The 16649-nt window shown below is 35.5% G+C and carries 13 protein-coding genes; 7 read left to right on the forward strand and 6 right to left on the reverse strand.

The window, feature by feature from the left end:
• Positions 1-86: 86 nt before the first annotated feature.
• Both EV200_RS10915 and EV200_RS10920 read right to left on the reverse strand, forming a co-directional pair.
• The gene (locus EV200_RS10915) at positions 87-797 is read right to left on the reverse strand and encodes a DUF3307 domain-containing protein (protein WP_132532479.1); all 711 of its coding nucleotides are present in this window, start codon (positions 795-797) and stop codon (positions 87-89) included.
• A complete protein-coding gene (locus EV200_RS10920; protein WP_132532481.1) occupies positions 797-1408 on the reverse strand; it encodes a SatD family protein in 612 nt (203 codons plus the stop codon). Before EV200_RS10920 ends, EV200_RS10915 begins: the two co-directional genes overlap by 1 nt.
• A 154-nt stretch (positions 1409-1562) precedes the next feature.
• Here EV200_RS10920 and EV200_RS10925 point away from each other — a divergent pair, with 154 nt between their 5' ends.
• From EV200_RS10925 to pdeM, 4 genes are all read left to right on the forward strand, one after another.
• The gene (locus tag EV200_RS10925; protein ID WP_132532483.1) at positions 1563-2618 is read left to right on the forward strand and encodes a ligase-associated DNA damage response exonuclease; all 1056 of its coding nucleotides are present in this window, start codon (positions 1563-1565) and stop codon (positions 2616-2618) included.
• Positions 2615-4213, forward strand: a complete 1599-nt coding sequence (locus EV200_RS10930) for an ATP-dependent DNA ligase (RefSeq protein WP_132532487.1) — start codon at positions 2615-2617, stop codon at positions 4211-4213. Before EV200_RS10925 ends, EV200_RS10930 begins: the two co-directional genes overlap by 4 nt.
• Before the next feature lie 42 nt (positions 4214-4255).
• Positions 4256-6733, forward strand: a complete 2478-nt coding sequence (locus EV200_RS10935) for a ligase-associated DNA damage response DEXH box helicase (RefSeq protein ID WP_132532490.1) — start codon at positions 4256-4258, stop codon at positions 6731-6733.
• 578 nt (positions 6734-7311) lie between these two features.
• Positions 7312-7950 (forward strand): ligase-associated DNA damage response endonuclease PdeM, encoded by a 639-nt coding sequence (gene pdeM / locus EV200_RS10940; RefSeq protein WP_132532494.1) that lies wholly within the window; start codon positions 7312-7314, stop codon positions 7948-7950.
• Between the two features lies 1 nt (position 7951).
• Here pdeM and trxA read toward each other — a convergent pair whose 3' ends face one another.
• From trxA to EV200_RS10960, 4 genes are all read right to left on the reverse strand, one after another.
• Positions 7952-8248 (reverse strand): thioredoxin, encoded by a 297-nt coding sequence (gene trxA / locus EV200_RS10945; protein ID WP_132532497.1) that lies wholly within the window; start codon positions 8246-8248, stop codon positions 7952-7954.
• Positions 8249-8345: 97 nt separating this feature from the next.
• Positions 8346-9683 (reverse strand): dihydrolipoamide acetyltransferase family protein, encoded by a 1338-nt coding sequence (locus EV200_RS10950; RefSeq protein ID WP_132532500.1) that lies wholly within the window; start codon positions 9681-9683, stop codon positions 8346-8348.
• Between the two features lie 47 nt (positions 9684-9730).
• Positions 9731-10984: a competence/damage-inducible protein A gene (locus EV200_RS10955; protein WP_132532503.1), complete on the reverse strand. Its 1254-nt coding sequence runs from the start codon at positions 10982-10984 to the stop codon at positions 9731-9733.
• A 4-nt stretch (positions 10985-10988) separates the two neighbouring features.
• Positions 10989-13685 (reverse strand): putative LPS assembly protein LptD, encoded by a 2697-nt coding sequence (locus EV200_RS10960; protein WP_132532506.1) that lies wholly within the window; start codon positions 13683-13685, stop codon positions 10989-10991.
• 74 nt (positions 13686-13759) lie between these two features.
• Between EV200_RS10960 and EV200_RS10965 the strand changes: the two genes are divergently transcribed.
• The 3 genes from EV200_RS10965 to EV200_RS10975 all read left to right on the forward strand — a co-directional run bounded on the left by EV200_RS10965 (position 13760) and on the right by EV200_RS10975 (position 16534).
• Positions 13760-14623, forward strand: coding sequence for an N-acetylmuramoyl-L-alanine amidase family protein (locus EV200_RS10965; protein WP_132533266.1), 864 nt, complete (start codon positions 13760-13762; stop codon positions 14621-14623).
• A 10-nt stretch (positions 14624-14633) separates the two neighbouring features.
• Positions 14634-15413 carry an N-acetylmuramoyl-L-alanine amidase family protein gene (locus EV200_RS10970; protein WP_132532509.1) on the forward strand — a complete coding sequence of 260 codons (780 nt, stop codon included), beginning with the start codon at positions 14634-14636 and terminating at the stop codon, positions 15411-15413.
• Positions 15414-15580: 167 nt separating this feature from the next.
• Complete coding sequence (locus EV200_RS10975) at positions 15581-16534, forward strand: MlaD family protein (protein WP_029285558.1); 954 nt, start codon at positions 15581-15583, stop codon at positions 16532-16534.
• Positions 16535-16649 lie beyond the last annotated feature (115 nt).

The following is a 16649-nucleotide window of genomic DNA, read 5'->3' on the forward strand; positions in this document are numbered from 1 at the left end:
TACCAATTTATAAAGTAATTTCAGCGGGGAATCGGTTTCGATAGCCCCGCTTTTTATTTTAACTGAGTTTTAATAATCAAAAAATTCTAACCCAACCATCCTTTTACGACCAGCGCAATCCCAATAGCAATTCCAAAACTTAGTAACGTTCCAATTAAAACATATTCTGTTAACTTTAAATCATGCGCTTCTTTTAAATCACCAAAGCGGAAGATTGATTTTGCAGCGAGTAAAAATCCTACAGCTTCAAAATGATTGGTCGTAATAAAGATAAAAATTAATACCCGTTCTAAAATTCCGATGTACTTTCCAGCATTTTGCAACGATTTTGGACTTTCATCATCACTTTCAGGTAACCATTTGGCAATAATCACTTTCATGATAATGGAAGTTGGCATGGTTAAAAACAAAGCACTGGAAATTAAAATCCAAAACTTAATATCGTTAAGATAATTAATATCCAGATGCCCATTGAAAAAAAGATGCCAGACTAATATAATGGTATAAAAATGAAATATCTGATCGATAAAAAACAATACACGAGCGTTTTTTCGAGTCTGAAAAATAGCTTTTGCTCCATCAATAAACAAATGCAATAATCCTATTGAAAGTGCTACCTTCCATACGCTAAAGCTTAAAAACACTAAAAAAATCAACGCTATATGTACGGCTACATGGATATATAGTTTTCCAGATTTTAGTTTTTTAGTTGCCTTATCTTTTACCCAGGAATTTGGTTGCAGAAAGAAATCACCTATTAAATGTGCAAGGATGAGCTTAATTAGATAGATATCCATCAGTTAGAAAATATTTGATTCAATTTTTTACGATACAATTTATCCATATCCATTAATTCAGAGTAGTGCGCACGCTTTAAGGCTTCACTAACAGACGATTGCGTTCTGCCTGAAAGGGTAGCCAGCTCACTTTGTAATAGATTTTCATATTCCAATGCAAGTTTTACCATCTCTGCAGCAACAATTCCCCAGCTATCCATCGCAATTAATGCAAGCCTAATCATTACATTAATATCTTCATCAAATTCATTAAAATCGGTTTTGATAGCCAAATTCACTTTTGCTTGTTTTAAGCTATCAAAAGCAATTCCTGAATTCACAAATACATCACCATTTGATTCAGAAAGCTTTTTACGTTTACTTTTAACTGTCCCAATCCCTATTCCCATTCTAACATCAGCTGGCTTATTAACCCTGATGCAGGCTTTTAAATACGCTGCTGCTTTAATTGCATTTTCAGGTTCAACTTCTATCTGAAAGCTATCTCCCCTGTAAATCTCCCATTTGTTGTATTGCCCTGCAATCACTTTAAGCGCACTTTTTAAGTTCGATAACCAACTATCCTTTACTTTTCTGGAGCCTACAATATCACCTGTTATAATGCAAATCATAATACTAAGATATTTTAAATTATTCAATTTCACAAAATTATCGGCTAATTACCCGATATTTCACTTTATCGGCTAATTACCCGATATTTCATTTTATCGGACAATTAGCCGATATCATTTCAAAACTTAAATTCTGATTTATTGTTTACTATCTATGGCATTAATCGAATTTACAAAAAGAGGCATTTATTGCAAACAAGGCGACTTCTATGTAGACCCTTGGTGGCCTGTAGATTATGCTGTAACTACGCATGGACATAGCGATCATGTTCGTTTTGGCAACAAATATTATCTATGCCATACGCTCACTAAACCGATCATTAAAAGGCGTATCAGTGAGGATTTAAATGTAGAAACATTGAATTATGGTGAAAGTATTGTTCGGAATGGGGTCAATATATCATTCTATCCTGCTGGTCATATTATTGGCTCAGCTCAGGTTCGTTTAGAATATAAAGGGGAAGTATGTGTTATCTCTGGTGATTATAAAACTGAAGATGACGGCATTAGTGACGTTTTTGAACCTGTAAAATGCCACTCTTTTGTTTCGGAAAGTACTTTTGGCTTACCCGTTTATAAATGGCAAAAGCAAGAAGTGGTTTTTAATGGAATTAAAAGCTGGGTGAATGATAATATCCAACAGCAAAAAACCAGCGTATTAATTGCCTATAGCCTTGGAAAAGCACAACGCCTGATCAAAAATCTTGCGGGCGATGTTCCCATTTATGTACATAATAGCATAGCAAATTTAAACGAAGTAATTATTGATGCTGGTGTAAACCTCCCTGAAACCATCAGAATTACACCGGAAACTACAAAAGACGAGTTGCAAAAAGGAATCGTTATTGTCCCCCCAGCCATGAGAGATAGCCGATGGATTAAGAACTTATCTCATCCGGTAACAGGAATTTGTTCAGGTTGGATGCAGGTTCGGGCACATCGCCGCTGGCAAAGTGCAGATGCGGGCTTTGCATTAAGTGACCATGCTGATTGGACAGGTTTAATGGATGCCATTACTGCGACAGGCGCAGAAAAAGTTTACGTTACACACGGTTTTACCGCTGCCTTTAGTCGGTTTTTAAATGATGAGGGAATTGAATCAGAAGAAGTAATGACCAAGTTCGGCCAGGAAGATGATGAAGAAAATAAAGTTGATTTAGCCGATGCTGAAAATCATCATATTGAAACAGAAAATAAAAAGTCAGAATGAAACGTTTCGCAAAACTAATTCAACAGCTCGAACTGAGCAATAAAACCAATGATAAAATTGCTGCGCTGGTTGATTATTTTAATCATGCAGATGATCAGGATAAAATTTGGGTAATCGCTCTGTTTACCGGTAAAAAGCCTAAACGTCCAATCAAGTCTACTTTACTTAAATATTGGGCAATAGATATTACACAGACACCTGAATGGCTATTTTCTGAAAGCTATTCAAACGTTGGTGATTTGAGTGAAACCATCGCACTGCTCCTGCCGCCAGCTGAAAATACATCTGATTTTCAATTGCATAAGTGGATTGAAGACTTACATGATCTGGAAGGCAAAGATGATGAAACTAAAAAATATTTTATTTTAAATGCCTGGAATCAACTGGAAACACAAGAACGCTTCATTTTTAACAAACTCATTTCAGGAAATTTTAGAATTGGCGTTTCAAACAAAATGCTGGTAAACGCTTTGGCTAAACAAAGTAGTTTAGATAGTGCACAAATTATGCATAGTATTATGGGTAAGTGGAATCCGTATGAAATAACTTTCCATGAGTTAATTAATGGTACGCATGTTAATACTGATAATTCCTGGCCTTACCCTTTTTGCCTGGCTTATGCCTTAGAGCAGGAGCCAGAAAAATTAGGTGATCTATCCGAGTGGCAGGCCGAATGGAAGTGGGATGGTATTAGAGGACAAATAGTTAAAAGAAATGGTGAACTTTTTATCTGGAGTCGTGGAGAAGAACTGGTAACTGATCAGTTCCCTGAACTTCATTTTTTAATCGATGTTTTACCTGACGGAGTTGTACTAGATGGAGAAATTCTGGCGGTACAAGATAAACAAGTTTTATCTTTTAGTACTTTACAACAGCGTTTGAACCGTAAAACGATCAATAAAAAGCAATTGGATGATGCTCCAATCGGTTTTTTTGTTTACGATATTCTTGAGTATGAAACCAATGATTATCGTGAGTATCCCTTAAGTGAAAGAAGAGCAATTTTAGAGCAGTTATTCGAAAATTTAGATGAAAGCGCGGTTATCCTTTCGCCATTGATTAATTGCAAAAACTGGGAAGAGCTGGCTGCATTGAGGCAAACCTCACGATCCATTAATAGTGAGGGCATTATGCTTAAAAAGCTAAGTTCTCATTATCACAGCGGAAGAAAACGTGGCGATTGGTGGAAATGGAAAATTAATCCCTACACAGTAGATGCGGTAATGATTTATGCGCAGAAAGGTAGCGGCAGAAGAGCAAATTTCTTTACTGATTATACTTTTGCCGTTCGTGATGGGGAAAATTTAGTCACCATTGCTAAAGCTTATTCAGGTTTAACAGATAAGGAGATTAAAGAGGTAAATTCATTTGTAACCAGAAATGCAATAGAAAAATTCGGACCAGTGCGCACAGTGAAACCAGAACTGGTTTTTGAAATTGCATTTGAGGGAATTGCTGAAAGTAAAAGGCATAAGGCAGGCTTGGCGCTTCGTTTTCCAAGAATTTTACGCTGGCGAAAAGATAAAAAAGCAGCAGAAATTAATACATTAGAAGATTTACGTCAGCTGCTGGAATCGACGTTTATAAATGGCTAGGAACCTATAAGTCTGATAAAGGATAAAATACAGAAATTGTACATGGATCAAACCAAAACTAAGGGTTACAAAAAGATAAAAGCATGGCTTAAACAAAATAAGCGTAAACCTTTTCAATTTCAGGAAGATGCCTGGCAGTATTATCTTAATGGTTATAGCGGTTTGGTAAATGCACCAACTGGTTTTGGAAAAACTTTTTCTTTATTTCTAGCTGTTATCATTGAGGCTTTAAATGCATCAGAAGCCAGTAATAAAAAAGCAAAAGACCGTTTACAATTAATCTGGATTACACCTTTACGTTCGCTGGCTAAAGATTTAGCAAGGGCCATGAGGGAAACTTTGACTGAACTCGATCTGGACTGGCATGTAGGTGTTAGAAATGGAGATACTTCACAGGCAGAGAAAGTACAGCAAAAGAAATCGATGCCAGAAATTTTATTAATAACACCAGAAAGCCTGCATTTACTTCTGGCGCAGAAAGGCTCTTCTACCCTATTTAAAAACCTGAAATGTATTGTTGCTGATGAATGGCATGAACTTTTAGGCAGTAAACGAGGCGTATTGGTAGAACTTGCAGTATCCAGAATTAAAGGCCTGCAGAAATTAGAGCAGCATCAATTTTTAAGGGTTTGGGGAATTTCAGCAACCATTGGAAATATAGAAGAAGCACTAGATGTTTTAGAACCCGATGAGGCAGCCAAAAGAATCATTGTAAAAGCAGATCTGGAAAAGAAAATCATAATTAAGTCTATTCTGCCAGATGATATAGAAACCTTACCATGGGCCGGCCATTTGGGCTTAAAATTAGCCTACAAGCTGTTGCCCATTATTGAAAATAGCAAAACCACTTTAATCTTTATCAATACACGTGGTCAGTCTGAAATGTGGTACCAGCATCTTTTAAATATAGAACCTGAACTGGCAGGCCGAATTGCGATTCACCATGGGTCTATAGATTTTGAATTGAGAAACTGGATTGAAGATGCTTTGCACACTGGTCAACTAAAAGCTGTAATTGCAACCTCCTCATTGGATTTAGGAGTAGATTTTAAACCTGTAGATACCGTTGTGCAAGTTGGATCTCCAAAGGGTGTGGCCAGGTTTTTGCAACGTGCGGGCCGTTCAGGACACTCACCAAATGAGGTTTCCAAAATCTATTTTCTGCCCACCCATGCACTGGAATTGGTTGAGGCTGCTGCAATTAAGGAAGCCGCAAAAACCAATAATATTGAAAGTAGAGAACCTTTTATTATGGTCTTTGATACATTAGTACAATATTTGGTTACTCTTGCCATTGGGGATGGTTTTGACGATAAAATCATCTATGAAGAAATTAAGAATACGCATGCTTTTAAGTTAATTTTGCCTGAAGAATGGACCTGGGTGATGCAATTTATTACTTCAGGTGGTGATAGTTTAGGCGCTTACAATGAGTTTAAAAAGGTTACCAAAGATGAAGATGGCCTTTGGAAAGTAAAGAGTCGGCAATTGGCTATGCGACACCGTTTACACATTGGTACTATTGTAAGTGATGCCATGCTGAAGGTTAAATTTCTTTCAGGTGGTTACATTGGCATGGTTGAAGAATATTTTGTAACCCGATTAAAAGCAGGTGATAATTTTCGTTTGGCAGGTCGTGTTTTAGAATTTGTACATGTTAAAGATATGACGGTAATTGTTAGAAACAGTAAGCAGCATAATGCCATATCACCCAGCTGGAATGGTGGCAGATTACCTTTATCATCCAATTTGGGTTCAGTTTTAAGAAAAAAATATAATGAAGCTTTGGATAAAACACATCAGGATGAGGAACTTGATTCTGTTTATCCGTTGTTTCTATTACAAGAAAAGCGGTCTCATGTACCTAGAAATGACGAATTATTAATTGAACTGATCAATAACAAAGAGGGTTTTCATCTCTTTGCATACCCATTTGAAGGAAGATTGGTACACGAAGTTTTAGCTGCTTTAGTAGCTTATCGCCTGAGCAAATTATTACCAATTAGTTTTTCCATCGCTATGAATGATTATGGCTTTGAATTGCTCAGTGAAACAGAAATTCCAATGGACGAATCCATCGCTTATGAAGTTTTCTCTCCAAAAAATCTAACTGAAGATATTACTTTGAGTATCAATTCGACAGAAATGGCCAGAAGAAAATTCAGAGATATTGCTTGTATTTCCGGATTGGTATTTCAAGGTTATCCAGGCAAATATGTTGCGAATAAGCACTTGCAGTCATCTGCAGGTTTGTTTTTCAATGTTTTTAGTGATTATGACAAACATAATTTACTTTTGCGCCAGGCTTACGATGAGGTATTTTATCAACAACTGGAAGAGCCCAGGTTGGCTGCTGCTTTGGAAAGAATTCAAAATAGTATTGTTGTCATCACAAACCCTAAAAGTTTTACGCCATTATCGTTTCCGATTAAGGTTGATAGCTTGAGGGAAAACATGAGTTCGGAGGAATTAGAGCAACGCATTGCTAGAATGAAAGCAGAATCGGAGAAAGTAAAATAATCCGATTTATTTTTTGACCATATTAGACATTTAGGACAACACATTTATATGAACTTACATTTCTTATATGGTGGAATCTTGTAGATACAAATTAGTGACTATTACAACATAATTTACTCTTGACCATATTAGACATTTAGGACAACTTGATTTTAGAGACAATAAGCTTACATGAACTTATATTTCTTATATGATAAAACTTTATAGATACAATCAATAACTATTACAACATAATTTACTCTTGACCATATAAGACATTTAAGAATATATAAGTTTAAGACAATACGCTTACATGGACTTAAATTTCTTATATGGTAAAACTTTATAGATACGAATCAATAACTGTTACAACCTAATTTAATCTTGACCATATAAGACATTTAAGAAAATTCAAGTTTAATCATAATACGATTAAGGACTTACATTTCTTATATGATAAAACTTTATAGATACAAATCAATAACTGTTACAACCTAATTTACTCTTGACCATATAAGACATTTAAGAAAATTCAAGTTTAAGCAAAATACAATTACATGGACTTACATTTCTTATATGATAAAACTTTATAGATACAAATGACCATTACAAGCCACGGGGAAGAACTGATTTTAGATAAAGAAAGGGCTTTATATTTACCCAACCATCAACTTTTAGCCATTAGCGATTTGCATTTAGGCAAGTCTGCGCATTTTAGATCTGCAGGTGTTCAGGTTCCATCTACAATTGCACAAAACGATTTGCAAAGATTGGGATCACTGATCGAAAAGTATAATCCAAAAACTTTGCTCATTAATGGAGACATGTTTCATCATGGTTTAAATACTGATATAGATGATTTTTCAGAATGGCAAAAAGAATATCCGCATTTAAATTTCTTACTTGTAAAAGGAAATCATGATAGATTATCCCATGCAGACTATGCCTCAATGAATATTGATATACACGATACGAGTTATTGTCTTGGTCCTTTTTGTTTTATTCACGATGCACCGAAATGTACTGAAGAAGAGTTATACCCTATCACCGGACATATTCATCCCGGTGTAACTATCGTTGGAAAAGCAAAGCAAAGGCTAAAGTTTCCATGCTTCTATTTTGGAAAAGAATACGCAGTATTACCTGCATTTAGCACGTTTACTGGTCTGTACAATATCTATCCTAAAACAAATGAACAGATTTTTGCAGTAACACCAAATACCGTCGTTGAAGTATAAATTATGCGTGTGAATCAATTATTTGTTTCAACTGTGAAGCTTGTAAAACCCCACTTTGACGCCAAACCTGCTTGCCCTTTTTGAACAGCATTAATGTAGGAACACTTTGAACGCTATATGCAGATGCTGCAGCTTGATTCTTATCAATATCAACTTTAATAATTGAAGCTGAATCACCAACCTGAGCCTTTAACTGTTCTAGAATGGGTTTCATCATTTTACAAGGTCCGCACCATTCAGCAAAAAAGTCAACCAATACAGGTTTATCGCCATTTATTAATTCTGAAAATTTAGCCATAATTATACTTTATTTTATGAGAAACAAGTGAAGTTTAATTTGGTTTTAAACGAAAGAAGTCAAGCTAAAACTTGACTTCTTTTATATCTTAGATGTATTAAATCTCTCTATTAAAGTCCCAGTTTTCAAGATAATCTGCAACTCTTCGAACAAACATCCCTCCTAATGAACCATCAACAACTCTATGGTCATAAGAAAGGGAAAGGAACATCATATGCCGAATGGCAATGACATCGCCATGTTCAGTTTCTAAAACTGCTGGCTTCTTTTTAATGGCACCAACAGCTAAAATAGCTACCTGAGGTTGGTTAATAATTGGAGTACCCATCACATTTCCAAATGAACCTACATTTGTAAGTGTAAATGTTCCACCCTGTGTTTCATCAGGTTTTAGCTTTGAATTTCTTGCACGCAAAGCCAAATCATTAACGGCCTTGGTTAAACCCACTAAATTCAACTGATCAGCATTTCTGATTACCGGAACAATTAAATTCCCGCTAGGTAAGGCAGCAGCCATTCCAATATTAATATCGCGTTTTTTAATAATTTGTGTTCCACTTACGGACACATTAATCATAGGAAAATCTTTTATGGCTTTAGCAACTGCCTCTACAAAAATAGGTGTAAAGGTTATTTTCTCATTTTCACGCTTTTCGAAATTGTTTTTTACTTTGTTACGCCATAAAACCATGTTGGTCACATCAGCCTCAACAAATGAAGTTACATGCGGAGATGTTGTTTTACTCATCACCATGTGATCGGCGATAAGTTTGCGCATTCTGTCCATCTCTATAATTTCATCCCCACCAGAAACTGATGTTGTTGATGTTTTATTAGGCATAGCGGCTACAACTGGAGCTGCAGCAGACTTATTTTCAATTGGTTCTTTTTGCGTTTCAGTTTTTACAGCCTGCTGTCCACCATTTTTATTAGCGATGTAACTTAATAAATCATCTTTATTTAAACGTCCATCCGCACCAGAGCCTTTAATGGCATTTAACTCTGAAAAGGAGATATTTTCCTGAGCGGCAATATTTTTTACCAATGGAGAATAAAAACGTTCTGAAGTAGAAAAATCAGGCTGTGGTAATTTGTTTTCTGCCGGAAGTTGTGCAATACCAGGAATAGACTCGGCCTTTTCTTCAGGTGTTGAAGGAGCAGGAATACTTTCTTCAACCTTTATATCATTAGCACCTTGAGTTTCAATAATGGCAATAACATCTCCAACCTGAGCGACATCATTTTCTTGAAATAATTGTTTAACCAATTTACCAGCAACTGGCGAAGGCACTTCAGAATCAACCTTATCTGTCGCAATTTCTAAAATGGTGTCGTCCAAATCGATAGCATCACCAGGTTGCTTTACCCATTTAATCACCGTTGCTTCGGCAACGCTCTCACCCATTTTTGGTAACAATAATTCGTATTGAGCCATATTAAATTAAAGTATATTATATTGGTATTGCGACAAAAATACGTTTTTTATTCTTTCAACCCGTCTTCCTTAAGTAGATTTAAAAGCATTGTCAACGCAGACGCGGCTGATCGTTCTATATTTTGAATACGCTTGTTACTGAAAGTAAATACTTTAGCTATCGTTTTATTTTTATTAGATACTGCTATCCAAACTGTACCCACTGGTTTATCAGCTGTACCACCATCTGGCCCTGCAATTCCACTTACTGCGATAGAATAGTCAGTTTTAAATTGTTTAATCGCTCCCTCAGCCATTTCAGTAACTGTTTCTTCACTCACTGCACCAAAAGTATTTAATGTTTGCTCCTTAACCCCTAATATTGATTCTTTTAGTTCATAAGCATAGGCTACTGCCCCACCCCAATAAACTGATGAACAACCTGGATGTTGCGTAATTAAATGAGCTATATATCCTCCCGTACAGCTTTCAGCAGTAGATAAGGTAAGTCCACGGCTTTTCATTATATTAAGAACAGCTTTTTCAAACGGAATATCCTCATCTACCACCACAAATTTTGGAATTTTTTCCATAATCTGTTTTGCATAAGATTCAACCTCAGCACTTAAAGCCATTTCATTAGCTCCACTGGCAGATAATCGCAAGCGCACCTGCCCTAGTTTTGGTAAATAGGCCAATTTAATATGCTGAGGCAACTGATCTTCAATTTCCTCAATTTCTTTAGCTAAAAATGATTCTCCGATATTGGCGGTAAGAATGGTTTTATGAACAATTGATGGCAGGATAAATTTCGATTTAATTCTTGGAAGAATCTCATCATCCATTAAATACATCATCTCATAGGGAACACCAGGCATTGATATGAAAATTTTATCATGATGCTCAAACCACATACAAGGTGCTGTACCATTTTTATTTACAATAACTTCACAACCATCCGGAACATCTGCCTGCTGAACATTGATATCAAGTAACGGACGGTTATATTTTTTGAAAATGGAGGTGACCATTTCAAGCGCCCCCTCATCTCTGCGAAAACCCATATCAAAATATTTCGCCAGCGTTTTTTTAGTAATATCATCCTTCGTCGGGCCTAATCCTCCTGTAATCAAAATCAGATCAGCACGTTCCTGAGCTTGCGTAAGTGAAGCCAGAATATGACTTTCATCATCAGAAACCGATGTAATTTGTTTTACAGAAACACCAATTAAATTGAGTTGCTTTGCCATCCAGGCTGAATTGGTATCAACGATCTGACCGATGAGTATTTCATCACCAATGGTTATTATTTCCGCTAACATAAATTTATTGATAAGTATTGTAGAAGCCTTGTCTTTTACTTAGTTTCAGGTCCTGTAGTATCGATGCTTTTACTTTAAGTGTTAATGAATAACTTTTATAGGCTCCATAAGGCACCCAGTTTACACTCATGTCCCAGCAATGCAGATCGCGATAAATACCGATGTTCATAGGTGTTAAACCATTATTCTGAAAATCATATCCTGAATTATAGGTAATCTTCCATTTTGGGGTAAGATTTAAATCACCATTAAAGTTTAGCGTATTACTGGTTCTGCTAATACCCAAATCATTTGTGTATTGAAAACTATAAGAAAATGAAAAATTCCATGGGATGTTAAAATCAACAAATGCATTTGGATCACGGCTAATTGCAGCCAGTTGTTCTGATTGTAATGGTGATAAACCTTTTTGTTTGGCTGTTTCACTTAATTTATCATTGGCTTCATTTTTCTTTTTTAAAGCCTCCGGATTCAAACTATAATCAAATGAGAAGCCAATAGAAGTTAACCGTGCTAACCTACCCCTTTTTAATAAATAATTATTACTTCTAACGTAGGTAGCGCTTCCGTCTGCATTACGGATAACATTTCCACTGAGATCTGTTGATAGTTCTATATCATAAGGATCAAAAGTACCATTATAATTTATTCCCAGTTTATCAGTGAATTGCGAACGTCCGCTAAAGCCAAGTGTTGATAATTTATTTCTGGTAGCTAAGAAATTATAGGATCCGTTAATACTTAAACCCTGAATGATGGGGATTTTTCGCTCTCCTGTTCCTGTGGTATCTTTACTCGATTTTACTTTTAACTCTACTGTATTATCTACTCCAAAACCAATTGAAGCAGTTTTAGGTGAAAATGATCCCTGATAAGCCATTCCTTGAAACGTGGAATATGTTAAGGGAAGACCATTCGCATCTCTGATGATTTTCTTACTCCCGTCACTTTCAAATTCATTTTCAGAAACCGCCGCTAAAAATGGTCCACTACCTGCCTTTGTAAAATCAGGAGAATAACTAAAGGAAACATTCGGTGTCATGACGTGCCTTAGCGCCTTTATATTTCCGAGGTTTTTGAAAACTTTTAACCCATAAATTTTTGTGGACATGCTGGTGGAAAGGTTGTAACTGCCAGCTCTTTTAAATCCACTTACCGTATCTGATCTTACGGTATAAGTATTATCAGCATAAGTAGTATAACGATTTCTAATGGTTTGAAAGTTCCAAACTTCATTATAAGTTCCACCTAAAGAGAAGTTCAAATACTTCAAAGCGGTGAATGACATGTTGATTGGAATACTATGAGAGAAACCAGATTTCAATCTTTTCAAACCATCGTTTTGAAACAATAAGCTATCCTTGGTATCAATGGCATTGGTTCCCTGTAAAGCGTATCCAACCGTAATTTTTTGATACCATTTCTGTTCACCAACCCTTGTTTTTGAATCAAATGGACTAAAAGTTGGCACGTTGAAGGTTGCTTCCGGTAGTCTGATGGAAACATCTCTGGTGCTCAAAGTTTGATTACTCGTCATCGATAACGAGTAGTTCATATTATTGGAAAATGTTCTGGAATAACTGATACTACTGTTGGTGGTATTATTGGCTATTGCCCTGATGTCATATGTTTGATTGGCCGCAGTATTTGTATAGTAACTGCTTGAGGTGATATTTACACTCGCACTAAAAGTTGTTCCAGGGTTTGCATTGGCATTTTGAGAATGTGACCACCGGATGCTAAAATCCTTTTTCGGATTATCGAAAGCTTCTGTTCCTTCCAGGCCATTTTTAACACTGGCATAGTTAATTCCGATATTACCAGAATATTTATATCGCTTAATATATTGTGAGTTTACACTGGTTTCATAAGAACCATTGGTATAAATACTACCCAAAAATTTAGCATCCCAATAATCATTCAAACCGAGATAATAACCACCATTTTGAAGAAAAAATCCCCTGGTAGCATCTTCTCCGGGTGATGGTAAAATAATACCAGAAGTTCGTTTATTGGGTTTAGGGAAAAATGCAAAAGGCAATCCCAATGGAGTTGGAATATCTTCAATAATCATGTAAACCGGACCTGTGATGATTTGTTTCTCTGTAACAACACCTTTGGAAATCATTAAACCAAAATGTGGATGTGGCAGGTTACAAGTACTGTACATTACATTTTTGATGTGTAACTCATCATCAATTTGCTTTTTACTTTGTCCGCCGGAAAAGAAACCACCTTCCTGTTCAGAAAATACCCCAAATACTTTTGCACGTGTCGTTTCTGAGTTGTAATATATAGAATCAGCTATTGCAGATCCTTCGGGGCCAGACTTAAAAATCGGCTTGCCCACATACTTATTTGTTTTAGGATCAGTTCTACCACTTGCAAAAATTACTTTTTTATCTGAATCATATCGGATGTAATCGGCATCTAATTCAAAGTCGCCATAAAGCACTCTTGCATTTCCGTATAAATAAACAACACTTTTATTTTTATTGAATTTTACAGAGTCTGCTTTGTACTCTACTTTTTGATCAAGACCACTATTATTTTTGGCTACTTTTTTTGTAGTATCCTTTTTGGATGTGTCTTGTTGAATGATCTGTTGCAATGAAAAACGAGAAAACACGTTAGCTTTACCAACACCATGTGTTAATAAAATGACAGAAATTAGTAAAATAGAACCCTTAAGAAGTTTCAAATTCGTATTTGAATGTTATTTTTGCACAGATGTTTAATCAGAAACGTTCAAAATTAGTGAAAAATATACCATTGATGTATCTTAAAACCATTTTAACATTTATTATTTATTTCGTTCTTAATAATGCCATTGATAATCAAGCATTTGCACAAGAATATAAAATTAAAACAATTGTAATTGATGCCGGACACGGTGGCAAGGACGGCGCCACACACGGTGTTTATTCAAAAGAAAAAGATGTTGCTTTAAGAACAGCATTAAATTTAGGTCAGGCACTTCAAGATAGTATAAAAGATATCAAGGTGGTATATACGAGGCAAACAGATGTTTTTATTCCACTTTACGAACGAATCAACATTGCCAATAATGCAAAAGCTGATCTTTTCATTTCTATTCACTTAAATGATATGCCTGTCAGGGTATCACGTGTGGTAGATTATTATAAAAAAGTAAAGGGAAGAAGTGTTCCTGTTTACAGAACTATTGCAGCTAAAAGTACTTCAACAAAGGGCACTGAAACTTTTGTATCCGGAACAGGCCGTTTAGGCGAGCAGGATGAAGTAATTAAACGTGAAAATGCCGCGATGTTTTTAGAGGATAACTATCAAAAAAACTATGAAGGTTTTATCGCTAACACTCCTGAAAATGATATTATGCTTTCATTAATGAAGCAAACTAATCGCGACAGAAGTTTAAAGTTTGCGTCATTGCTGCAGCAGGAATATGTTAGTGCAGGCAGAATTAATCGCGGTGTGCAGGAAAAAAGCTTGGCAGTACTGGCTAGAGCCGCAATGCCAGCCGTTTTAACGGAAATTGGTTTTGTGAGTAATCCAGACGAAGAAGATTATATGAATTCGCCTGAAGGTCAGAAAGAAATTATAGATGGTATTATTAAAGCAATTAAAAATTATAAGCGTATAGCAGAAACATCATTCTAACATCCCATAAATGAAGATTAAACTTGCAGTAATATCAGTTTTTATCTTAACACTCTTTTCAGTTCAGATTTTATTTGCCCAAGGGTATAAAATTAAGACCATTGTCATTGATCCCGGACATGGTGGAAGAAAGCCTGGTGCCTCTGGAAGTTATTCTAAAGAAAAAGACATAGCACTTAAAGTTGCTTTAAAACTTGGTGCTAAACTTCAGGAAGAAATGCCTGGAATTAAAGTAATTTATACCCGAACAAAGGATATAGATGTTGATTTGTATCGTCGTGCCGAAATTGCCAATAATGCTAATGCTGACTTATTTATCTCTGTTCATTGCAATTCTATGCCACCGGGAAATAAACATGTGAAAGGTACGGAAACACTGGTTGCAGGTTCTCATCGGTTAAAAGAACAGGATGCAGCAATCAGGGAAAATGCCGATATTAAGCTGGAAAAAAACTATAAAAGTAAATATGATGGTTATGATCCAAATAAACCAGGTACATTTATTTTAATGTCGCTACTCAAAAATACTTTTAGAGATAAAAGCATTAAATTTGCAAAACTGATACAAAATAGCTATATCAATAGAGATAATAGGGCCAGTAGAGGTGTTAAAGAACAAGGAGTTTTAGTTTTACAGCGTTGTGGAATGCCTGCAATATTAACAGAGGTTGGTTTTATTTCCAATAAGGAAGAAGAAAAATATATCAATTCCAGCAGTGGACAAAATGAAATTGCCGAATCAATTCTTGCTGCAATAAAGAAGTATAAGAAAGATATAGAGATTGATTAGTTTGGCATTATAAGTGGTAGTGAATTGTATTAAAAAATTATAACAAATACCAAACAAAAACGTTGGTGCAAACATTATGTAATTATAATACCTTTGCACTACAAAAATGATAGCGCTCATGCATATTTTGAATTACAACCATATTTGCAGCCAATAAATAGAAACACATGAAAATTAAGAACGAAACCAAAGTCGGTATTTTAGCTGCATTCGCCATTGCTTTATTAATTATCGGATATAACTTTTTAAAAGGGAATTCCATATTCTCCAGTGAAACTACTTTATTCGCAAGATATACACGTGTTGATGGTTTAACAGTATCTAAACCGGTTTTAATTAATGGTTATCAAATTGGTCGTGTAGCTAAATTGCAATTAGAACCAGGCGGAACAATTCTAGCCACTTTAAGCATCAATAGCAAATATGACATTCCAGAAAATAGTGTTGCACGCCTGGAAGGTACAGATCTTTTAGGGAGCAAGGCTATCGTAATGTCTCTTGGAAATTCAAAGAAAATTGCGGAAGATGGCTTTACCTTAAATGCTAACGTTGAAAAAGGTTTAATGGAACAAGTACAACCTGTTCAAAAGAAGGCAGAATTAATTATTGGCAAAATGGATTCTATTTTGAGCAGTGTGAACTCTATTTTAAATCCAAATTTTCAAAAAAATGTGGATAAGAGTTTCAACAGTATTGCTGGAACGCTTGCTTCTCTGGAAACAACATCAAAAAAAGTCGATGGTTTAGTAGGTTCTGAAAGTGCACGTATTGAGGCTATCTTTAAAAATGTTGAAGGCATAACAGCAAACCTTAACAACAATAATAAAAAAATCAGCGATATCTTAACCAATATTAATACAGTAACAGATAAGTTTGCAGCCGCGAACTTTAAACAAACTTTAGATAATGCCAATAATGCGATTGCTGATTTACAAGGTGTCATTTCAGGAATCAAGGATGGCAAAGGGAGCTTAGGTTTATTATTAAATGATGATAAAATGTATAATAACCTGAATAGTGCTTCTAAAAATCTTGACGAGTTGATGATTGATTTAAAAGCTAATCCTAAACGTTATGTTCACTTCTCAGTATTTGGCGGCGGGAATAAAAAAGACAAGTAACTAATTTTATAAAATTGAAGCCTTGTAATTGATTTTGCAAGGCTTTTTTTTATGCTTAAAATTTTCTGCTAATGCTCGTAAATGAACACATTAATTAGGAATCTTGGAGATTGAA

It is taken from the genome of Pedobacter psychrotolerans (assembly GCF_004340665.1).
GTDB lineage: Bacteria > Bacteroidota > Bacteroidia > Sphingobacteriales > Sphingobacteriaceae > Pedobacter > Pedobacter psychrotolerans.